The organism is Sphingopyxis sp. LARHCG72, from assembly GCF_052871675.1.
Genome location: NZ_JBIXJU010000012.1, coordinates 71,880 through 92,992, shown reverse-complemented (window position 1 = coordinate 92,992; position 21,113 = coordinate 71,880). Strand labels below are relative to the sequence as shown.

Here is a 21,113-nt window from a genome sequence, read left to right as displayed (position 1 = left end):
AGCCCTCCTTACATCTTAAAGACGTTTTCCCGATGCCATGCGAGGAAGCTTGGGTGCGGGCGAAGCGCCGGGTCGAGCGGTTCGATGGCTTTGCGATCGGGCCGGAGCAGCCGGTCGAGGCTTTCGGTGTCGTTGACGTGGCGCGAGACGATGACGGAAAGGTCGTCGCCCAAAGAAATCAGGCCGCGATCGAACATCCAATGCGCAGTGCCCGAGAGGGCGAGGCCATTGTTGACGCTATCGGGTCCGTTTGCGGCCACGGGGCGAATATGGGCTGCCACCACTTCGGCGCGGCCGCCGCCGTTGATGAATTTGAGGCCGGTCATCGCGCAACGCTTGTCATAGGCCGCGAGCACGGCGGAGCGGAAAACTCGGTCGCGAACAATGCGCGAGGTCAGGCTTTCGGCACGGACACGTTCCTGTTCGAAGCGGAACGGGCGCTGGTTGTCGCTGAGGGCGGGCGCCAGCGGCGCGACGGGGTCGCCGACGCGGGGCAGCGTGTTTTCATCATCGCCGAGGCCGAGATTGATGATGCGGGCGAAGTCCTGTTGGCTGAGTGGGCGCACGGCAGCTTGTGCATTGGCGAGGCCGCTTTCGACAAGCTGACCGTCGATCGTGCGCGGGACATTGTGTGCGAAATCGAGATAGGTGTCGGGTTTGATCAGCGCGAGATAATGGCCTTCGCGTGTGGGGTCGGGAACGATGCGTTCAACCCAAGCGACGGCATAAAAGCCCCGGCCGCCAGCCTTTACCGGCTCATAGTAGACCGCCCAATCGCCCTCGAACTGGCTGGCGCGTGAGAAATAGGCCTTGGGGAATTGATATTGCCGATAGGGTTCGTCGGCATAGTGCGTGTCGCGGCGATGGACGAAGACCCCGGGCATGGGCCGTGGTTAGCTCATGCGAGCCTGCTAAGCGACGGCTATTTGGGTGTTATCGTACCCGTAACCGTATCTCCGACATCCGTTAATAGACTGTCGGCGCAGTCTTGGCCTAGTATCGCCAATCGGGAAAACGCTGCTGTATTTGCGGAATAACGCCAACGAGAAAGCACTGCACCATGCCGAATAAACTGATCGTTTCCTCCGACCGCTCATCGGTGGATACTCGTACGTAGAGAGGCATAAGATTACTTACGGAATTGGTAAAAATACGCCGATGGTCAGCGTGACAGTTTCCGAAAGTGAACTCTTCGGCGTGCATGAGTCTGTTTAAAGCCCAGTCGTAACGTTCTACCCATTGGCCAGGGTCGGCCTGCGAGATATCTACGATCGTAACATTGATCGAAGGAAGGCTGTTGATATCCACGGAGCATATCTGGTTTATGCGTCGTGCATGAAAGGCAAATTCTAGCAAGTCTTGCGTGATGGTCTCAACATATGTGCTTTCCCATTCGCCGGGGAACACGGCACCTGCGAAAGCAAAAATCCTCAGGGCCCTAGTCCGGGCGGCGCTGAGGTGAAGTTCCCCTATACGTCTAATGTTGGACATCGCGAGAGCGGCTATTCCTCAAACCGAAAACCCGCCTGAGTTCCGCCGGTTCGAGCTTGCCGCGAGCACCTTCTTGCCCGTCGGGGTCAGCGCCCATTTGGCGCCCTGCTTCACGACGAGGCCCAGCGTGACGAGTTCGTCGCGGATCGGATCGGTGGGGAGTTGGGGGCGGCGGTTCGAGAGGCCTTCGAGGGTCGCGCGTTGCGGCTGGCTGAGGATGAGCAGTTTCTGTTTTTGTTTGTCGGTCATTATGGCCTCTGACGTCTTGTTGCTTGGTGCGTCGGGTGGGCTTTCGTGCCCACCCCGCTGGGACTAGCGGGCGCTGCCCGCAATTCTCGCTGCCCCTCCCGCTTGCGAGAGGGGATTGGTTTTACTCGGCGGCGATGCCGGCTTGCTTGAACATGTCTTCGCCGTCGGCTTCGGCGTCGTTCACCGGCGCGGCGTCTTCGCTGTTCTTCGCCTTCTTGCGGCTGTCGAAGCTGGTCCACACGGTGTTCCAGTCGCCGCGCGTCGCGCCCTTGCTGTATTCGGTCGCGCGCGTTTCGAAGAAGTTGGCGTGCTCGACGCCGTTGAGCAGCGGGGCGAGCCAGGGGAGCGGGTGTTCGTCGATCATGTAGATCGGCTGGAAGCCGAGCTGCCCCAAGCGCCAGTCGGCGATGTAGCGGATGTAGCGCTTGATTTCCTTCGGCGTCATGCCGGGGACGGGGCCCTGTTCGAACGCGAGGTCGATGAACGCATCCTCGAGCCGCACCGTCTTCTGGCAGGTGTCGATGATGTCTTCCTTCACCGCCTTGGTCAGGCAGTCGCGTTCCTTCACGAAGGTGTGGAACAGCTTGATAATGCCTTCGCAGTGGAGGCTTTCGTCGCGGATCGACCAACTGACGATCTGGCCCATGCCCTTCATCTTGTTGAAGCGCGGGAAGTTCATCAGCATCGCGAAGCTGGCGAAGAGCTGCAAGCCCTCGGTAAAGCCGCCGAACATCGCGAGCGTGCGCGCGATATCCTCGTCGCTGTCGACGCCGAAGGTGCCCATATAGTCGTGCTTGGCGCGCATCTCGTCATATTCGAGGAACATGCCATACTCGCTTTCGGGCATGCCGATCGTGTCGAGCAGGTGGCTGTACGCCGCGATATGCACGGTTTCCATGTTGCTGAACGCGGTCAGCATCATCTTGATTTCGGTCGGCTTGAACACGCGGCCATATTTGTCGTGGTAGCAATCCTGCACCTCGATATCGGCCTGCGTGAAGAAGCGGAAAATCTGCGTGAGCAGGTTGCGCTCATGGTCGCTGATCTTCTGCGCCCAGTCGCGGCAATCCTCGCCCAGCGGCACTTCCTCGGGAACCCAGTGGATCTGCTGCTGGCGCTTCCAGAAATCATAGGCCCACGGATATTCGAAGGGCTTGTAGGTCTTGCGGGCTTCGAGAAGGGACATGGCGGCTTATCCTCGGATCAGATCTTGTTCGTCATTCCGGCGAAGGCCGGAATCCATCGATGGGTTGCTCTCCCTCGCGTGGACCCCGGATCAAGTCCGGGGTGACGAGGGAGAGGCGAAGGCTCACTGGCAGGCCAGGCACTCGTCATAGTCGGTGCTTTCGGCGCTCAGTTCGAACTTCGGCGCTTCGGCGGTGTTGTCGGCCTCGACCCCGCCCGCGAAGCCAGCGCGCTGCACCGATTTCGAGCGGAGATAATAGAGCGATTTGATGCCGAGTTCCCACGCGCGATAGTGGAGCATGAGCAGGTCCCATTTCTCGACGTCGGCGGGGATGAACAGGTTCAGCGACTGCGCCTGATCGATATAGGGCGTGCGGTCGGCCGAGAGTTCGAGCAGCCAGCGCTGGTCGATCTCGAAGCTCGTCTTGTAGCAATCCTTTTCGTCCTGCGACAGGAAGTCGAGGTGCTGGACGCTGCCGCCGCGTTCGAGGATCGAGTTCCACACCGCGTCGCTGTTCTTCGCCTTGTCGACGAGCAGGGCTTCGAGGTGCGGGTTGCGGATCGAGAAGCTGCCCGAGAGCGTCTTGTGCGTGTAGATGTTCGCGGGGATCGGCTCGATGCACGCGCTGGTGCCGCCGCAGATGATCGAGATCGACGCGGTCGGCGCGATCGCCATCTTGCAGCTGAAACGCTCCATCACGCCCTGATCGGCGGCGTCGGGGCAGGGGCCGCGCTCGTTCGCGAGCAGCATCGAGGCCGCATCGACCTGCGCGCGGATATGCTTGAAGACGCGGAGGTTCGACGACTTCGCCATCGCGCCCTCGAACGGCAGGCCGCGCGCCTGCAGGAAGCTGTGGAAGCCCATGACGCCGAGGCCGACCGAGCGTTCGCGGCTCGCGCTATATTTGGCGCGCGCCATTTCGGGCGGGGCGCGGTCGATATAGTCCTGAAGGACATTGTCGAGCATGCGCATGACGTCTTCGATGAAGCGCTTGTCGCCGTTCCACTCGTCCCAGGTTTCGAGGTTCAAGGACGAGAGGCAGCAGACCGCGGTGCGATCCTGACCCAGATGGTCGCGGCCGGTCGGCAGCGTGATTTCACTGCAGAGGTTCGAGGTGGTGACCTTGAGCCCGAGGTCGCGATGATGCTTCGGCATCATGCGGTTCACCTGGTCGATGAAGATGATGTAGGGCTCGCCGGTCGCGAGGCGCGTTTCGACGAGCTTCTGGAACAGGCCGCGCGCGTCGACGGTGCCGCGGACGCTCTGGTCCTTGGGCGAGCGGAGGTTGAATTCGGCGCCGTCGCGGACGGCCTCCATGAACTCGTCGGTGATGAGCACGCCGTGGTGGAGGTTCAGCGCCTTGCGGTTGAAGTCGCCCGAGGGTTTGCGGACCTCGAGGAACTCCTCGATCTCGGGGTGCGAGATGTCGAGGTAGCAGGCGGCCGAACCGCGGCGCAGCGAGCCCTGCGAAATCGCGAGGGTGAGGCTGTCCATCACGCGGACGAAGGGGATGATGCCGCTGGTCTTGCCGTTCAAACCGACGGGTTCGCCGATGCCGCGCACCGCGCCCCAATAGGTGCCGATGCCGCCGCCGCGCGAGGCGAGCCAGACATTCTCGTTCCACGTGCCGACGATGCCCTCGAGGCTGTCGTCGACCGAGTTGAGGTAGCAGGAGATCGGCAGGCCGCGGCCGGTGCCGCCGTTCGACAGCACGGGGGTCGCGGGCATGAACCAGAGTTTCGAGATATAGTCGTACAGGCGCTGCGCGTGATCCTGATCGTCGGCATAGGCCGACGCGACGCGCGCGAAGAGATCCTGGTATGATTCGCCGGGCAGCAGGTAACGGTCTTCGAGCGTTTCCTTGCCGAAGTCGGTGAGCAGCGCGTCGCGGCTCTTGTCGGTCACGATCTCGAACCGGCGCGCGTGGACCTTGGGCTCGCTGCTGTCGTTGAGCTTTGCCGCGGGCACCGCCTCGGGAGCCGATTCGCCCTTGCCTTCAGGGGTCGCCGGAGCGTCGCTCTTTGCCAGTTCCATCGTCGCCACGTCGCTTGTCTCCACCCGTTCCGTTTCCCGAAAATCCATCGAATTCGCCCCCGATCTGAACGCGCACATGATGCGCTTTGTTCCTGTCTTGTTCGACTCAGGGCGAAGCCCCGATCCTAGCATCTAAACCTGTCCGCGTGGGCACTTTTTTTGAGCGCAGGAAGGGTTTTCCCGTGTCCATATGGGATGGACGACGGAAATCCGCCACTTGCAGCCTGATACAATTTATTGGGGTGCCCCCGTGGTTGACCCACCACCTATAGTGCCACGTCGGCGCTGCGATGCAAGAGAGTAAATGACAGATTGACGACTCAACTCGTCGATAATTTGATTCGTCTCGTCGCTGCTGATGGACGCTTCGCACGCGGCGGGCAAGGCATTCCGCGGGTTTTCGCGGCGATCCCCGAAATGCCTCTGACAAGGCAGAAATTTTGGCTGTCCGGCCCCGGTGGCGGATTGGTGCGGGTCACGCCGCCAAGGGCGACCGGAAAGGGTTGGACGGTCCGCGCCGTCCGCGTGTGCGGCGGGCAAAAAGAAAGGGCCCCGGCGATGCCGGAGCCCTATCTGAAATCTGTTTCCTGCTTAGGCCTGACCGCCAGCACTGTCCGTGCCGGTGCCGCCCAGGAATCGCCAAAACCAACCCATGACTTGTCTCCTGTTCACACTGCCCACGAGGAACAGTTAACGGAGCGTATACCTTAATTAGTAAGGTAAATCGAGTCTTAACTATAAGCATTGCCGCCAGATTGGCAGTTACGCGGTGCGGTTCTGGGGCGGGGCGGTGAGCGTGCTGGCGAGCTCGGAAAACAGTTGAGGTTTCCCAAGATGATAGCCCTGTCCGACGTCGCAGCCGAGGCCGCCGAGCAGCGCCATGGTTTCGGCATCCTCGATGCCTTCGGCGACCGCGACGGCGCCCAGGCGATGGGCGAGGTCGATCGTCGATTTGACGACTTCGAGGTTCCGTTGCGAATCGCGCATCGTCATCACGAATCGCTTGTCGATCTTGATTTCGTCGGCCTCGATTTCGGTCAGATATTCGAGGTTTGACTGGCCCGTGCCATAGTCGTCGATCGACAGGCGGATGCCGGTGCGCCGCAGCTGCGCCAGCGTCTGGCGCGCCTGGCGGCTGTTTTCGATCTGCGCGGTTTCGGTGATCTCGATCGTCAATGTCTCGGGCGGCAGATGGTGTGCGGTGAGCATCACGCGGATCGTGCCGACAAGGTCGCTGTGATCGAGCAGCGTTGCCGACAGGTTGACCGACATGTTGATGTGAATGCCGCGCTCGCGCAGCTGCGCGGCCGAGCGGATCGCCTGATCCATCACGAAGAGGGTGAGGCGATAGATGTCCTGGCTCTTTTCGGCCTGGACGATGAATTCGTCGGGGGGGATCGGACCGCGCGTCGGGTGCGTCCAGCGCGCGAGCGCCTCGACCCCGACGAGCGTCTTCGTCGCGATTTCATATTGCGGCTGGAACGCGACCCAGATGTCGCCGCCGGTCAGCGCATCCTCGAGCTGCGAATGGAAGCTGAGTTGCCAGCCCGCGTCTTCTTTCTGGCGCGAGGTATATTTGGTCCACAGCGAGCGTGTGCGGATCGCGCGTTCGGCGGCAACGAGCGCGGCGGCGAGGCGCTGCGCGTTCGACCCCTCGAATTCGTCGTTCACCCCGAAGGCGATCGCGACGTCGACGCGGAGATCGCCGATCGTGAGCGGCGCGTTGAACAGCGCGGCAAGGCCCGCCAGCTGCCCCTCGATCTGGCTGTGCTGATAATAGGGGACGAGCCAGGCAAAGGTGCCGTCGAGATCATGGTGGAGCGTCGTGCCCTGCGAGGCGAGCTGGAGGCGGCGGGTCACCTGTTCGACGAGCTTGCTGATCCCGTCGCCGGGAATGAAGGCGGCCAGATCCTCGAAATTGACGACCTTGGCGGCGACGACGGTCGCGCTGCCGAACGCCGGCTGCGACCGCAGGGCCTCGAAATTGGGCAGGCCGGAAACGGGGTTCTCGCGCTGCGCCGAACTGCGGCGCCGCGTGCGCGATACGTTGGTTGCGATCGCTGCGATGAAAATGAGCGCGGTCCCGATCCACGCCGTCACCAGCATGGTGCCGAGGAAGACCTTGCCACCGATCAGGACGGCCGCCGTGCCGAACGCGACGGGCGCGAAGGCGCGTTGAAAGCGCGGGAGAAGCGCGAGCCCGATCGCCGCGACGGCAAAGAGGAATGGCGGAATCCAGCCGATGTCCACCGGATTCCCGCGCTTCAGTGTTTCGGCGGCGATGACGTGAAGATAGCCCCCCGGAATGCGATTGTGCCCGGGCAGGTAGAAATAGTCCTGGAAGCTGGACGCCGTCGGCGCAAAGATCACATCCTTGCCGGTCAATTCGCGCGCGCCGACCTTGCCCGAAATCAGGTCCGCCGCGCTATATTCGACAATCGTCCGGGTGTCGTAGCCGAGGTCGAGGCGGAAGCTCTGCGGCGTATCGCTATGCTTGCCCGCGATGATCGCGGCAAAGGTCGGGAGCAGTTTCCCTTCGGCGCGATATGCGATCGGCGCGCTCCAGACCTGCCAGAATTCGCTTTCGACCGCGATGCTCGCCATGGGAACATCGGGCCCGAACTTCTTGCTGGGAAAGATCGTGACCATTTCGTCGCTGCCGGGAACCTGGCGCGTCGAGACGGCGAGGACCGCGCGGTCGCCCATATTGTGGATCGCGTCGACAAAGCGCGGAAAATCGCGATCGGCTTCGCGCCGGTCGAAATAGAAATCGATCAGGAGACGCTTGGCGCCGGCGCGGTTCACGGCGTCGACGACATTCGCATATTGGGTCATCGAGAAATTGTGGTTGGGGGCCTGCGCCATCGTGCGTTCGTCGAGTGCGACGATCACGACGTCGCCCGTAACGGGCCGCGAAGCGAGGCGGCCCACGACCGCGTCGAGCACGCGATCGGCGACCTCGCCGGCCGAAGAAATGCCCACCGCGAGCGCCAGCAGCAGCGACAGCGCGATCGTTCGCCAGCTGATGATCAGACTTTTGACCGGGATGGGCACGCACGTCTCCAGCAATTGCCGGCCCGTGCCTAATGTCAGATGGTTATCATCGCGTTAATCATGAGGGAAATCCTGCGCCGTGCGATGGCGCGTGAGGCGCAGGATTCCAAGCGTTTCAGGCGATTGCCGGCAGCGGTTCCAGCGCTGCGTCGCCCGCGAGCGCCGAGGCGGCGAGGCCGGTCGCCGCGGGGACGATCTGTTGCAGGTAAAAGCGGCTCGAGGCGATCTTCGCTTCGAGGAAGGCCACATCGCCGCTGCCTTCGTCGATCCCGGCGCGCGCCGCCTTGTGCTGGATCGCCATCAGCCATCCACATGTGGCTGTGGCGAGCATGGTCAGATAGGGGTAGCTGCCCGCGAGCCGATCGGCGGTATTGGCCGTCGCCATCCAGTCGGTGACCGCGCGGCACGCGTCGACCAGTTGCTGCAGTTCGGGGGATTCCGCCGAGCCGGCCGCGATATCGTCGATCAGCGCGCGGACAAGATCACCGCCCGCCATGCCGAGCTTGCGCCCGACGAGATCGGCGGCCTGGATGCCGTTGGTGCCTTCGTAGATCGGCGCGATGCGCGCGTCGCGATAATGCTGCGCGGCGCCGGTTTCCTCGATGAAGCCCATGCCGCCATGCACCTGCACGCCGAGGCTCGCGACTTCGCAGCCGATATCGGTCGCGTGCGCCTTGACCAGCGGAATGAGGATTTCGGCGCGCATCGCGGCGGCTTCGTCGCCCAATTTGCCGAAGTCGATCTGCGCGGCGGCATAATAGGTCAGCGCGCGCGCGGCCTCGGTCTGCGCGCGCATCCGCCACAGCATGCGCTTGACGTCGGGGTGGTGCGCGATCGTCACCGGGGTGCGATCGGGCGAACCCGCGAGCGACGACTGGACGCGCTCGGCGGCATAGCGCTGTGCCTGCTGCGTCGCGCGCTCGGCGATCTGGACGCCCTGGCAGCCGACCATCAGGCGCGCGTTGTTCATCATCACGAACATCGCGCGCATGCCGCCCATTTCGTCGCCGACGATCTCGCCAAGGCAATCTTCGCCCTCGCCATAGACCATGACGGCGGTCGGCGAACCGTGAATGCCGAGCTTATGCTCGATCGAGGCGCAGTGGACGCCGTTCGGGATCGTCGGATTGCCAGCGTCGTCGAGGCGGTATTTGGGGACGAGGAAGAGCGAGATGCCGCGCGTTCCCTCGGGCGCGCCCGCGGTACGCGCGAGGACAAGATGGACGATGTTGTCGGTGAGGTCATGCTCGCCGAAGGTGATGAAGATCTTTTGCCCCTTGATCTTGTAGAGGCCCGCGTTCGGCCCTTCGGTGACCTTTTCGGCGGTCGAGCGCAGCGCGCCGACGTCGCTGCCCGCAGCGGGCTCGGTCAGGTTCATCGTGCCGTTCCACTCACCGTTGACCAGCTTCGGCAACCAGGTCTGGCGCTGTTCCTCGGTACCATAAGCCATCAGCGCGTGGATCGCGCCCGCGGTCAGGATGGGGCAAAGGGTGAAGCCCATGTTCGCGCTGCCGAGCGCCTCGATCACGACGGTCGCGAGGGTGAAGGGCAGGTCCTGCCCGCCATATTCGCCGGGGCCGTCGATGCTGCCCCAGCCCGCTTCGACGAACTGCTTGTACGCGTCCTTGAAGCCCGGGGGCATCGTGACCTGGCCATTGTCCCACTTGGGGTTGACCGTGTCGCCGACGCGGTTGAGCGGCGCGTACATCTCGGCCGCGAAGTCGCCGATGCCGGTGACGATCGCCTCGACCATGTCGGGGGTCGCGGCGGCGAATTTGTCGTGGGCGGCCATCGCGTCGACGCGCGCGATATGGTTGAGGACGAAAAGCTGTTCGGTGGTGGGCGGCGTATAGGTCATGGGCAAGCTACTTTGCTGGTGAATCTCGTTGCGCGGGCGCTATAGCGCGGCATGGCCGATGCCTCAAACTCCACAATTGCACGTCCGTTCGATAGCGCAGCGATCGCCGAGGCGGCTGCGCTGATCGTGGCGGGCCAGCCGGTCGCGGTGCCCACCGAGACGGTCTATGGCCTCGCCGCCGATGCGCGCAATGCCGAGGCGGTCGCGCGGATTTATGCCGCAAAAGGGCGGCCCGATTTCAATCCGCTGATCGTACATGTGCCGGACCTCGACGCCGCCGAGCGGCTGGGCGTGTTCGGCGCCGTCGAACGACAGCTTGCTGCGCGCTTCTGGCCGGGGCCGCTGACTTTGGTCGTGCCGCGCGCCGCCGACTGCCCGGTGGCGAGCATCGCGACCGCGGGACTCGATACGATCGCGATCCGGGTGCCGGGCCACCGTGCGATGCAGGCGTTGCTGGCGGAAAGTGGGGCGCCGCTCGCGGCGCCGAGCGCGAATGCGAGCGGGCGGGTGAGCCCTACGAAAGCGGGGCATGTGCTTGCGAGCCTCGACGGGCGGATCGCGCTGGTGATCGACGATGGGCCGACGAGCGCGGGCGTCGAATCGACGATCGCGCGGGTGAGGGACGGCGCGGTCGAGGTCTTGCGGCCGGGGCCGGTGACGACGGAGATGCTGGCGGCGGCGAGCGGGCTGTCGGTGACCGGCGTCGAGGGATCGGAGATCGTCGCGCCGGGGATGCTTGCGAGCCATTATGCACCGGGGAAGCCGGTACGGCTGGGGGCGGTCGATTTCGCGGAGGATGAGTTCGGGATCGGGTTCGGCGCGGTCGCGGGCGACTATGACCTGAGCGCGAGCGGCGACCTGACGGAGGCGGCGGCGCGCCTGTTCGACGCGCTTCACGCCGGGGCGGCGAGCGCGAAGGCGAAAATCGCGGTGGCGGCGATTCCGGTCGAGGGGTTGGGTGCCGCGATCAACGACCGGCTGGCGCGCGCCGCGGTTTAGGCGGCCGCGGGCTCGACCGGATCGCCGTGCGGCACCTTGCGCGCGACGATCAGGCAGGCGGCAACGATCAGCACCGCGCCCGCGATCGTCGGCAGCGTGACCGCCTCGTCATAGAAATACCAGCCGAAGAGCATCGCCCAGAGGAAGCCGGTATATTCGGTGGTGGCGAGGATCTGCGTCTCGGCGCGGGCGTAGGCCCAGCTCAGCAGCAGCAGCGAGGTGGTCGCGAGCACGGCGGCGCCGAGGATGTGCGGTGCGTGGCTCGCGGCGGGCACCGCGAGGAACCATGGCGCGCCCAATGCGAGGATCGCGGCGACGAAGAAATTCTGGAAGAAGGCGATTTCCATCGGCTCGGCCATCTTCGCCTGCCGCCGCGCAAGGATGAGGTTATAGGCGTAGAAGACCGCCGACAGGAACACCGCGCCGACCGCGAGCAGCGCTTCGTCGCTATAGTCGCTGCCGCCGAGTTTGCCCGCAACGATGACGATCACCCCGGCAAGCCCCAGCACGGACGCTGCGATCGAGCGCGGACCGATCTTTTCGCCCAAAAAGATCGCGGCCATGTAAAGCGCCATCAGCGGCGCGACGAAGGCGAGCGCGATCGCTTCCGCCATCGGCAGGCGTGCAAGCGCCCAGAAGAAGCAGAGCGCCATCCCCGCGACGAAGACCGATCGCCAGGCGTGGATCCGCATTGTCGGGCGGTCGGGCCATTTGGGGCGGCTTGCGAAATAGATGAGCCCGGCGACGAGCGTGCCGGTGCCCGTGCGCCAGAGCACGGCGTTATAGGCGCCGATCTCGATCGACAGACCCTTCATCAGCACATCCATCGCCGAAAAGGTCGCGATGCCTGCGCACGCGATCAGGAAGGGAATGACGGGAGAGGGTGAATCGGGGCGCATGGGTGGGCAACTAGCAGAGTCAGCGGACTTTTCGGCCGCTTTCCTTCGCCCGGTTGGCGAAATAGGCCATGAGCTGGTCAAGCCTGCCTTCGATGGCGTCGCTCGGTGGGTCGGGAAGCACGCCGAGTGAGCCATAGCGATGAAATAGTGAATGGCGTCCGCCGATGTCGACGGCTTCAAATATCGACTTTCCGGCGTGCGGGATGACCTCGCCCACCGGGTCAAACGGCAGTTTTCCGGTCACTTCGCCAGGACTATATTCTTCCAGCCATTCGGCAATGAAGCCGCAGTCGGCGGCGCCGAGCGCGAGTTCGAATTTGCCCCGGTCCGGCTTGATATACTCGTTCTGGAAATCAAGGACGACCCGCCCCCGCTTCGGTTTCGGGTTGCCCAATCCATCGCTGTCGTCGGCAGGCAGATATTCGCAATCGATCCGGACGATCTGATAGTTGCTGCGCATGTAGAGCGCCGTCGAACGGAGGTGGATTGCAGGCGCGAGCTGCGCTCTGTTCGAATCGTCATAGGGGCGGAAGGATTCCTGCCCGCGGCGGCGGAGGAGCGGAGCGAAACCCTCTTCGGCATCGAGCAGATCGCCGTCGCAGGTAAAGGCGAGAGGGTCGAAGAAGCTCTTGGCCTCATCGAGCTGTTTACGCGCCGTCTCCTGACCTTCGTCGAGGCCGAGGCAGATCGCGCTCGCAGCGGGCGTGCCCGTCGCCAGCCGCACATCCGGTTCAGCCGCAGGCCCATCTTCCCCCGCCGGCGATGTGATCTGCCCGGCCGCCGGCGCAAGGGGCAGGAGCAACAGGCCAAGCAGCAAGCCGCCGCAACGTATCACCGGAAGGTTGCCTGTCCCGCGCCGTCGATGTTGAGCTTCTGCCCCGAGCAATAGCTGTTCGCGTCGCTGACGAACCACACCACCGCCGCCGCGACGTCGGCGGGGACGGCGACGCGGCCGAAGGGCATTTTGGTGTCGAGGTGGTGGATATCCTCGTTACCCGTGATCGCGCGCGACAGTTTTTCGCCCATGTCGCTGACGGTGAGCGCGGGGGCGACGATGTTGACGCGGACGCCGTTCGCGAGCTCCTCCTTGGCGAGCGCGAAGGCGAGGGCTTCGCCCGCCGCCTTCGCCATCGTGTAGGGCGCGCCGTTGGGCGAGTGGGTGTAGGTCGCGATGCTCGAAATGACGATGATGTCGCTGCGCTTGTGCGTGCGGAGCTGCGGTAGCGCGAGGCGGCTGAGGCGGTGCGGGCCGGCGGCGTGGACGGCGAAGAGCTTGTCGACCTCCTCGGGGCTGGTGTCGGCGACCGATTGCCCGCGGCTCGCGATGCCCGCATTGTTGATCAGGATCGAGAGGGGGCCGAAGTCGGCCTCGACCGCGGCGACCATCGCGGCGCAGGCGGCCTCGTCGGTGACCGAGGCTTGATAGGCTTTCGCCTTGCGGCCGAGCGCCTTGATCGCGGCGACGGTTTCGGCGGCGGCGTCCTCGCCGCGGGTGTAATTGACCGCGACGTCGGCGCCCGCCTCGGCGAGGCCGATCGCGATGCCGCGGCCGATCCCGCGCGAGGCGCCGGTGACGAGCGCGACGCGCCCCGCAAGGTTGCTGTCGGCCATGTCTCTCTCCCTAACTCATCAGTTCATTATAGATGTCGTCGTCGCTGCGGCTCGCGGCGTTGCGCCATTTGGGGGCGGCCTTGCGGTTGAGGACGGTGCCGTTCGCGTCGAGGACCGCGACGGTGGGCGTACCCTTGATCTTGAAGCCGAAGCGCTTCGCGACCTCGGGGTTGCGACCGAGGCCGCGGATGTGCGGCATGCCGATGTCGGCGTAGACGATCTCGTAGCGCGCGCGGACGGGAGCGAAGCGATCGGTCGCGATGAGGTTCGCGAGCCAGGCGCTGTCGTGGCAGCCGCCGGTGCCCATCACGAGGAGGACGGGCTTGCCCGACTGTTTCGCGCGCGCCAGCGCGGCGTCGATCGCGGGCATCGGATCGGCGACGAAGGCATCGCTCTTATAGGCATCCGCGACGCCCGGGAGGCTGCGCGTTTCGGCGGCGGCGGCGGGCGCCATCGCGATCAGCGCGGCGGTGAAGGCAAGGGTGATCGGGCGCGTCATGGGGCGACGATAGGTTTTGCATGACGTTTCCGTCAACGTAAGATAGCCTTCGTCCCATGAGCTGGAAAAAAGAGATCGAAGAGCTGGGTCAACGTCGCGCGATGGCCGAGAAGATGGGCGGCGAGGAAAAGGTCGCGCGCCAGCATGGGCGCGGCAAGATGGACGCGCGGGCGCGGCTCGCGGGGATCGTCGATCCGGGCAGTTTTCGCGAGATCGGCAAGATCGCGGGGCGCGGGCGCTATGGCGCCGATGGCGCGCTGGAAGACCTCGCTGCGAGCAATTTCATTTTCGGGCGCGCGAATATCGACGGGCGGCCGGTCGTGGCCTCGGCCGACGATTTCACCGTGCGCGGCGGCGCGGCCGATGCGGCGCTGCACCGCAAGTTCGTCCAGTGCGAGGCGATGGCGCATGAATATCGCCTGCCGCTGATCCGCATGATCGACGGCACCGGCGGCGGCGGGTCGGTCAAGACGCTCGAGGATATGGGCTATACCTATATCCCGCACGTGCCCGGCTGGGACGAGATCATCGCGAACCTTGATACCGTGCCTGTCGTGGCGCTGGCCTTGGGGCCAACCGCGGGGCTCGGCGCGGCGCGCGTCGTCGCGAGCCATTACAGCATCATGGTGCGCGGACTGTCGCAGCTGTTCGCGGCGGGTCCCGCGGTCGCGGCGGCGATCGGCGATACGCTCGATCGCGAGGAACTGGGCGGGGTCGATGTCCATACGCGCAACGGCGTCGTCGACGACGAGGTCGGATCAGAGGCCGAGGCCTTTACGGCGGCGCGGCGCTTCTTGTCGTACCTGCCCTCGTCGATCCACGACCGGGCCTTGCGCACGCCATGCAGCGATCCGGTCGACCGGCGCGACGAGAGCCTGCTGTCGATCGTCCCGCGCGAGGCGAAACAGGTCTATTCGATGCGGCGCATCGCGGGCGCGGTGTTCGACGCGGGCAGCTTCTTCGAAATGGGTGCGCGTTGGGGCCGCGCGGTGATCACGGCGTTCGCGCGCCTCGACGGTTATCCGGTCGCGGTGCTCGCGAGCGACCCGTCGTACCTCGGCGGATCGTGGGATGCGAAGACGAGCGAGAAGGCCGAGCGTTTCGTCAAGATGGCCGACCAGTTCCGGCTGCCGATCGTCCACCTCGTCGACAATCCGGGCTTCATGATCGGCGGCGAGGCCGAACGGACGGGGACGATCCGGTATGGCGTGCAGGCGATGAACGCGATCTACCGCGCGACGGTGCCGCTCGCGTCGGTGGTCGTGCGGCGCGCTTATGGGATCGCGGGGAGCGCGATGTCGAACGCCGAGCGGTTCCAGTATCGCTTCGCCTGGCCGTCGGGCGACTGGGGCAGCCTGCCGATCGAGGGCGGGGTCGAGGTCGCATACAAGAGCGAGCTTGAGGCGGCCGAGGACCCGGCGGCGCATCTGGAAGCGATCAGGGAGCGGCTCAATCGCGTGCGCTCGCCCTTCCGGACGGCGGAGAAATATGGGGTCGAGGATATCATCGACCCGAGGGATACGCGGCCTTTGCTGTGCGAGTTTGCCGATCTGGCGTGGCGGGTGCTGAGCAGTCGTTCGTAGAAAAAGGCTCGTCATTGCGAGCGAAGCGAAGCAATCCAGAGCGGTTTATGCGACTCTGGATTGCCGCGGGCAATGATGAGGTTGGGGGAGGCCTATGACCGGCGTGCGCCATCTCGGTATGGACTGGCTGCGGATCGGGGCGTTCGGCCTGCTGATCCTCTATCATATCGGCATGTATTTCGTGCCGTGGGGCTGGCATGTGAAGATCGCCGAGCCGCTGGACTGGGTGCAGTTGCCGATGCTCGCGACGAACAGCTGGCGGCTCGCGCTGCTGTTCCTCGTGTCGGGCTATGCGAGCGCGGCGCTGTTCGCGAAGCTCGGCGGAAGCGGCGCCTTTGCCCGCTCGCGCAGCGCGCGGCTGCTGATCCCGCTCGCCTTCGGCATCATCATCGTCATCCCGCCGCAGCCGTGGGTCGAGCTCGTCGGCCAGCATGGCTACACCCATGGCTTCCTGCATTTCTGGGCGCATGACTATTTCCGTTTCGGATCGCTGGGCGGGATCGTCCTGCCGACGTGGCAACATCTGTGGTTCGTCGTCTATCTGTGGGTCTATACGATGCTCGCCGCGGCGTTGCTGGTGGTCGTGCCGGGCGCGATGCGGACGCGGATTGCCGATGGCGCGGCGCGGTGGCTCGGCGGCGCCGGGCTGATCTTCTGGCCGCTCGCGGCGTGGCTGCTCATCTATGCCGCCTTTCCGGACCATGATGAGACGCACGCGCTGTTCGACGACGGGCCGTCGCACCTTCACTACCTGATCCCCTTCTTTGTCGGCTGGCTGCTCCGCGTGCGGCCGCAGCTGTTCGGCGCGGTGGCGCGCTGGTGGCGCGTCGCGCTGGCCATCGCGGTCGCGGCGTTCGGGGTGGTCGCGTGGATATTGTGCCTCTGGCTGACGGGGGCACAGCCCGCCGAATCGGGCAAGCTGGCATTCGATATCGCGCATCTGGTGCAGGGCTGGGCGACGATCGTCGCGCTGGTCGGGATCGCCGATCATTATTGGAACCGCGATCATCGCTCGCGCACCACGCTCGCCGAGGCGGTGTTTCCCTTTTACATCATCCACCAGACGATCATCGTCGTCGTCGGCTGGTACCTGCTTCAGGCCGGCGTTGCGGCGCTGCCCTCCTTCCTGATCCTGCTCGCCGCGACGACGCTGGGATGCTGGCTTTTCTACTGGATCGGGCGCAACATCGGCTGGCTGCGACCGCTGATCGGATTGCAGCGAAAATAGGGAGGACGTCATGGGCGCTTTGAGGGGAATGCTGACGATCGTCGGCGTCGCGGCGATCCTCGTCGGCGGATTGTGGGCGTTGCAGGGGCTCGACATCATACGCTGGCCGGCGAGCAGCTTCATGCTCGGCGACACGGTTTGGACGCGCAATGGCGTGCTTTTGTCGATCTTCGGTGTCGTCCTGCTGTTGCTGGCTCGCAAAAGACCGCAGCCGTGATGAGCCGACTACAAATGTAGTTGTTCTGTATTGCCTATGTGATACACCATGGCCAATCCGGGGTTGGATTGGAGATGAAAATGACGATTTCCCGACGCGTCTTGCCCGGCCTGCTGATGGCCGCCACGATCATTGCCGTTCCGGTGGTTTCCCCGCCGGCCGCGCTTGCCGCCGACGAAGTGGCGGGCGATGTGGTCGCCGAAAAATATGCTGCGCTGCTTGAGCGCGACTATGTCTATCCCGAAACCGGCAAGCGTTATGCCACGGCGATCCGCGCGGGCATCGCGGCGGGCCGCTATGCGACGCTGACCGGCGAGGCGCTGGGGCAGGCGATCGACCGCGACGTCCATGCCGTGTCGCCCGACGGCCATTTGCGCCTGCGGACGCCTGACGCGGCCGCCACGCCGGGCGCTGCGCCGCCGGGCGGCGCTGCGCCGGTCCGCCGTCCGCCGAAGGTGCCGGTCGAACAGGCGGGGTGGATCGCGCCGGGAATCGGCTTCGTCCGCTTCAACGTCTTTCCGCAGGATGCGGCTGTGACGTCGGCCGCCGCGAAATTCATGACCGATCATGCCGATGCGAAGGCGATCATCTTCGATATCCGGACGCACAACGGCGGCGGGCTCGATCAGATGGATGTCATCTTCCCCTGGCTGTTCGCCGAGCCGACGCGGCTGGTGACGATGGCGACGCGCGCCTCGGTCGATGCGCGCGGCGGTTCGCCGATCGATGGCTTGCCCTCGATGCGCGTGGTGAAGGGCGACTCCGGCATGGTGACGCGCGAGCATTGGGCGACGCCGAATGCCGACGCGCGGCTGCGCGATGCGAAAATCTATGTGCTGACATCGGGGGCGAGCGCGTCGGCGGCCGAGCATTTCGCGCTCGCGATGAAGCATACGGGACGCGGAACGCTGGTGGGGGCGCCGACCGCGGGCGCCAATCATTTCGGGACCGGCGAGGATCTGGGCGGCGGCTACGGCGCCTTCATCCCGGTCGGCCGCACCTATGACCCCGCGACGGGCAAGGATTGGGAAGGCGACGGCGTCCAGCCCGACATCGTGGTGGCGCCCGCCGACGCGTTGGTGCGCGCACTGACCGAACTGGGTGTGGCGCCGGCGGAAGCGAAAGTGCTGTCCGACGCGCATGTGCCGAGCTGGCCGATGGAACGGCGCAAGCCGCGCGGGGCGAAGTAAATCATCCTCCCCTCGATGGGGGAGGCAGCGAGACTTGCGAACTTGTTCGCTAGTCGCAGCGGTGGGGGTGTGGTCTCGGCCTGGCGCGCCCGCGGGAGGACGCATCCTCACCCCCATCCAACTTCGCCTAATCGCTTCGCGACAAGGCTGCGTATCCTTCCCCCATCGAGGGGGAAGGGGTCAGCTGGATGCCAGCTTTGTCAGCGCATCGCCATCCACGCGCATCACCGTCCATTCGTCCATCAGCTTCGCGCCGAGGCTCTGGTAGAAGCCGATGGCGGGGGCGTTCCAGTCGAGCACGCTCCATTCGAGACGGGCACAGTCGCGTGCGGTGCAGAGCGCCGCGAGGTGGGTCAGCAGCGCCTTGCCCAGTCCCGAACCGCGCGCTTCGGGGCGCACGAACAGATCCTCGAGATAGATGCCGGGCCGCCCCTCGAAGGTCGAGAAATTGTGGAAGAAGAGCGCGAAGCCCTGCGGCGTCCCGTCGATTTCGCCGATCACGACCTCGGCATAGGGGCGCGGACCGAAGAGCTTTTCGCCGAGCTTCGCCTCGTCGAAGCGGACTTCGTGCGCGAGCTTTTCATAGTCGGCGAGATCGCGGATGAACTGCGCGATAAGCGGCAGGTCGGCGGGCGTGGCGGAGCGGATCGAGATGGTCATGGCAGCCGTCTGTCGTGCCGCGGCGCCACTGTCAAATGCGCTTGCGAGCACGAAGGATGAGGAGCGCGGCGATGACGAGGCCCGGCTGGCCGAGCACGGCGGGGGCGTCGGCCCAGAAGGTCGCCGGACCGCAGATGCCGGCGGCAACCTCATAGATATGGAGCAGACCGTGGAAGGTCAGCCAGAGCCCGCCGACGACGGCGGCGCGCCAGCGAAGAGCCGGGTTCGCGGCGGCGTAGAGGAGGATCAGGCCCGACCCGATATAGGCGAGGCCGATGTCGCGGATGAAATGCGCGTTGGGCGGGCCGGTCGTGACGACGGTGGGGACGAACACATACCAGTCGAGCGGCTTCACGAGCATGAAGACGCCGTTGGCGACCGTCGTGACCGCGGCGATGATCAGCAGGAGTTGGGCGAGGCGGTCGAGCGGGTCGGGCCTGGTGCGGATCATGATGCAATGCTCCGGTAAAAGCGGTCGTAGGCGACAAACAATGCCGCACCGACGAACGAGGCCATTAGCCCGACGACGAGCGAGTCGAAGACCATCAGGGTCCAAACGACGGCATCATGCGCGCCCAGTGCCCATTTATGGTTCATCCCGTGGAGCCAGAAGAGCGGCGCATAACCGAGGGGCAGGAGTAGCGCGAGCAGCAGCAGCCATGGCCAGCTGCGCGCGATCAGCGTCTTCATCGGCGTCGTGCGGTCGCCGAACAGGCCGGCGAGCATCACGAAGAGAAAAGGAAGCGAGAGCAGGCTGGCAATCACGATCGCCGCGAGCGGCGCTTTCTGCCCGGTCAGTGGCGCGACCAGTTCGGTGACCGAGCCGATCGCCATGAACAGGACGAAACCGGACAACAGGCGGCCCCAGGCGATTTGCCGCAGATCGTACCAGCGTCCGCCGTGCGTGCGGCACCACCAGAAACGTGCCGCGGCGATGAAGGTCAGGACGAGCCCCGCGATCTTGACGTAACCGAACGCCCAGCGCAGCGGGGCGTCGCCGGCCGCCTTCGCCGCGTCGAGGCCGTCGAACATGCCGAGCTGAATTTCGGCGACATGCTGCGCGAACTCGGGGAGCACGACGAGTGCGACGACCGCGGGGCCGATCCAGAACAGGCTGACGCCGCGGCGGAAATAATCGGCGATGGCGTTCGCCAGCGCGCGGATGACCGTCACGCCGCCTTGCCGTGCAGCGTGTCCATGCTCACCGAACTGCCCGCATCGATCTCGGCGGCCTTCGCCTCGACGAGCTTCACGATGTGCTGGATCATGTCGGGGTCTTCGACATGATGATCGGTGACCCCCGAGAGGAACACCATATGCTTGCCGTTGCCGCCGCCGGTGATGCCGATGTCGGTTTCGCGTGCCTCGCCGGGGCCGTTGACGACGCAGCCGAGGACCGAGAGCGACATCGGGGTCTTGATGTGCTGGAGCGCCTCTTCGAGCGCCTGCACGGTGCGGATCACGTCGAAGCCCTGCCGTGCGCAGCTGGGGCAGGAGACGACGCGAACGCCGCGGGTGCGCAGGCCCAAGGATTTCAGGATTTCATAGCCGACGCGGATTTCCTCTTCGGGTTCGGCCGAAAGGCTGACGCGGATCGTGTCGCCGATGCCCGCCCAGAGGAGATTGCCGATGCCGAGCGCGCTTTTCACCGTGCCGCCGATCAGCCCGCCCGCTTCGGTGATGCCGAGGTGGAGCGGGCAGTCGACCGCGTCGGCGAGCTGCGCGTAAGCGGCGACCGCGAGGAAGACGTCGCTCGCCTTCACCGCGACCTTATATTCGTGGAAGTCGTGATCTTGCAGCAGCTTGATATGGTCGAGCGCGCTTTCGACGAGCGCCTCGGGGCAGGGCTCGCCATATTTTTCGAGCAGGTCCTTCTCGAGGCTGCCGGCGTTGACCCCGATGCGGATCGCGCAGCCGTTGGCCTTCGCTGCGCGGACGACCTCGCCGACGCGCTCCGACGATCCGATGTTGCCGGGGTTGATGCGCAGGCACGCGGCGCCGGCGTCGGCCGCCTCCAGCGCGCGCTTATAGTGGAAATGGATGTCGGCGATGATCGGGATGCGCGACGCGCGGACGATCTGGCCGAGCGCTGCGGTCGAATCGGTGTCGGGGCATGATACGCGGATCAGGTCGGCGCCGGCCTCTTCGCAGCGGCGAATCTGGTCGATCGTCGCGACCGGGTCGCTGGTCAGCGTGTTGGTCATCGTCTGCACGCTGATCGGCGCGCCGCCGCCGACGGGGACATTGCCGACCATGATCTGGCGGCATTCGCGCCGCGCAATGTCGCGCCAGGGGCGCAGGCCGGGATTGTGATCGCTCATGGATGCTGCTCGACAGAAGGGGGGGTATGCCGCT

At 65.1% G+C, this 21,113-nt stretch carries 19 protein-coding genes; 5 read left to right on the top strand and 14 right to left on the bottom strand.

The genetic code is table 11. From position 1 onward, the window contains the following. Positions 1-8 precede the first annotated feature (8 nt). The 6 genes from ACIPPQ_RS20640 to ACIPPQ_RS20615 all read right to left on the bottom strand — a co-directional run bounded on the left by ACIPPQ_RS20640 (position 9) and on the right by ACIPPQ_RS20615 (position 9,872). A complete protein-coding gene (locus tag ACIPPQ_RS20640) occupies positions 9-884 on the bottom strand; it encodes an HNH endonuclease (protein WP_446545926.1) in 876 nt (291 codons plus the stop codon). A gap of 625 nt (positions 885-1,509) precedes the next feature. Further along, positions 1,510-1,740: a hypothetical protein gene (locus tag ACIPPQ_RS20635; RefSeq protein ID WP_446545925.1), complete on the bottom strand. Its 231-nt coding sequence runs from the start codon at positions 1,738-1,740 to the stop codon at positions 1,510-1,512. Between the two features lie 121 nt (positions 1,741-1,861). Further along, a complete protein-coding gene (locus tag ACIPPQ_RS20630; RefSeq protein WP_325541294.1) occupies positions 1,862-2,926 on the bottom strand; it encodes a ribonucleotide-diphosphate reductase subunit beta in 1,065 nt (354 codons plus the stop codon). A 123-nt stretch (positions 2,927-3,049) separates the two neighbouring features. After that, positions 3,050-5,008 carry a ribonucleoside-diphosphate reductase subunit alpha gene (locus ACIPPQ_RS20625; RefSeq protein ID WP_446545924.1) on the bottom strand — a complete coding sequence of 653 codons (1,959 nt, stop codon included), beginning with the start codon at positions 5,006-5,008 and terminating at the stop codon, positions 3,050-3,052. A 714-nt stretch (positions 5,009-5,722) separates the two neighbouring features. Continuing rightward, positions 5,723-8,014, bottom strand: a complete 2,292-nt coding sequence (locus ACIPPQ_RS20620) for an EAL domain-containing protein (RefSeq protein ID WP_446545923.1) — start codon at positions 8,012-8,014, stop codon at positions 5,723-5,725. Between the two features lie 115 nt (positions 8,015-8,129). Then, on the bottom strand, positions 8,130-9,872 hold the full coding sequence (locus tag ACIPPQ_RS20615) for an acyl-CoA dehydrogenase (RefSeq protein ID WP_446545922.1): 1,743 nt from the start codon (positions 9,870-9,872) through the stop codon (positions 8,130-8,132). Between the two features lie 51 nt (positions 9,873-9,923). Here ACIPPQ_RS20615 and ACIPPQ_RS20610 point away from each other — a divergent pair, with 51 nt between their 5' ends. Further along, positions 9,924-10,871 carry an L-threonylcarbamoyladenylate synthase gene (locus ACIPPQ_RS20610; protein ID WP_446545921.1) on the top strand — a complete coding sequence of 316 codons (948 nt, stop codon included), beginning with the start codon at positions 9,924-9,926 and terminating at the stop codon, positions 10,869-10,871. Here ACIPPQ_RS20610 and ACIPPQ_RS20605 read toward each other — a convergent pair. Genes ACIPPQ_RS20605 through ACIPPQ_RS20590 form a run of 4 tightly spaced genes read right to left on the bottom strand, consistent with a single transcriptional unit; the run spans position 10,868 to position 13,880 of the window. Then, the gene (locus ACIPPQ_RS20605; RefSeq protein WP_446545920.1) at positions 10,868-11,770 is read right to left on the bottom strand and encodes a DMT family transporter; all 903 of its coding nucleotides are present in this window, start codon (positions 11,768-11,770) and stop codon (positions 10,868-10,870) included. The two genes, ACIPPQ_RS20610 and ACIPPQ_RS20605, sit on opposite strands and share 4 nt — an antisense overlap. A gap of 19 nt (positions 11,771-11,789) precedes the next feature. Next, a complete protein-coding gene (locus tag ACIPPQ_RS20600; RefSeq protein ID WP_446545919.1) occupies positions 11,790-12,587 on the bottom strand; it encodes a hypothetical protein in 798 nt (265 codons plus the stop codon). Between the two features lie 14 nt (positions 12,588-12,601). Then, positions 12,602-13,381, bottom strand: coding sequence for an SDR family NAD(P)-dependent oxidoreductase (locus ACIPPQ_RS20595; protein ID WP_446545918.1), 780 nt, complete (start codon positions 13,379-13,381; stop codon positions 12,602-12,604). Between the two features lie 10 nt (positions 13,382-13,391). After that, a complete protein-coding gene (locus ACIPPQ_RS20590; RefSeq protein WP_446545917.1) occupies positions 13,392-13,880 on the bottom strand; it encodes a thioredoxin family protein in 489 nt (162 codons plus the stop codon). Positions 13,881-13,936: 56 nt separating this feature from the next. Here ACIPPQ_RS20590 and ACIPPQ_RS20585 point away from each other — a divergent pair, with 56 nt between their 5' ends. The 4 genes from ACIPPQ_RS20585 (at position 13,937) to ACIPPQ_RS20570 (ending at position 18,098) form a co-directional block, all read left to right on the top strand. Further along, positions 13,937-15,463: an acyl-CoA carboxylase subunit beta gene (locus ACIPPQ_RS20585; RefSeq protein ID WP_446545916.1), complete on the top strand. Its 1,527-nt coding sequence runs from the start codon at positions 13,937-13,939 to the stop codon at positions 15,461-15,463. A gap of 94 nt (positions 15,464-15,557) precedes the next feature. Further along, complete coding sequence (locus ACIPPQ_RS20580; protein ID WP_446545915.1) at positions 15,558-16,691, top strand: acyltransferase family protein; 1,134 nt, start codon at positions 15,558-15,560, stop codon at positions 16,689-16,691. 10 nt (positions 16,692-16,701) lie between these two features. Continuing rightward, positions 16,702-16,908 (top strand): hypothetical protein, encoded by a 207-nt coding sequence (locus ACIPPQ_RS20575; protein WP_446545914.1) that lies wholly within the window; start codon positions 16,702-16,704, stop codon positions 16,906-16,908. An 80-nt stretch (positions 16,909-16,988) separates the two neighbouring features. Then, entirely contained in the window at positions 16,989-18,098 is a 1,110-nt protein-coding gene (locus tag ACIPPQ_RS20570; RefSeq protein ID WP_446545913.1) for a S41 family peptidase, read from the top strand. Between the two features lie 180 nt (positions 18,099-18,278). Here ACIPPQ_RS20570 and ACIPPQ_RS20565 read toward each other — a convergent pair whose 3' ends face one another. Genes ACIPPQ_RS20565 through ispG form a run of 4 tightly spaced genes read right to left on the bottom strand, consistent with a single transcriptional unit; the run spans position 18,279 to position 21,079 of the window. Then, on the bottom strand, positions 18,279-18,758 hold the full coding sequence (locus tag ACIPPQ_RS20565; protein ID WP_446545912.1) for an N-acetyltransferase family protein: 480 nt from the start codon (positions 18,756-18,758) through the stop codon (positions 18,279-18,281). Between the two features lie 31 nt (positions 18,759-18,789). Continuing rightward, positions 18,790-19,209, bottom strand: coding sequence for a hypothetical protein (locus ACIPPQ_RS20560; RefSeq protein ID WP_446545911.1), 420 nt, complete (start codon positions 19,207-19,209; stop codon positions 18,790-18,792). Beyond that, positions 19,206-19,931: a hypothetical protein gene (locus tag ACIPPQ_RS20555; RefSeq protein WP_446545910.1), complete on the bottom strand. Its 726-nt coding sequence runs from the start codon at positions 19,929-19,931 to the stop codon at positions 19,206-19,208. Before ACIPPQ_RS20555 ends, ACIPPQ_RS20560 begins: the two co-directional genes overlap by 4 nt. Next, positions 19,928-21,079 (bottom strand): flavodoxin-dependent (E)-4-hydroxy-3-methylbut-2-enyl-diphosphate synthase, encoded by a 1,152-nt coding sequence (ispG, locus tag ACIPPQ_RS20550; RefSeq protein ID WP_446545909.1) that lies wholly within the window; start codon positions 21,077-21,079, stop codon positions 19,928-19,930. The genes ACIPPQ_RS20555 and ispG overlap by 4 nt, the downstream gene beginning before the upstream one ends. Positions 21,080-21,113 lie beyond the last annotated feature (34 nt).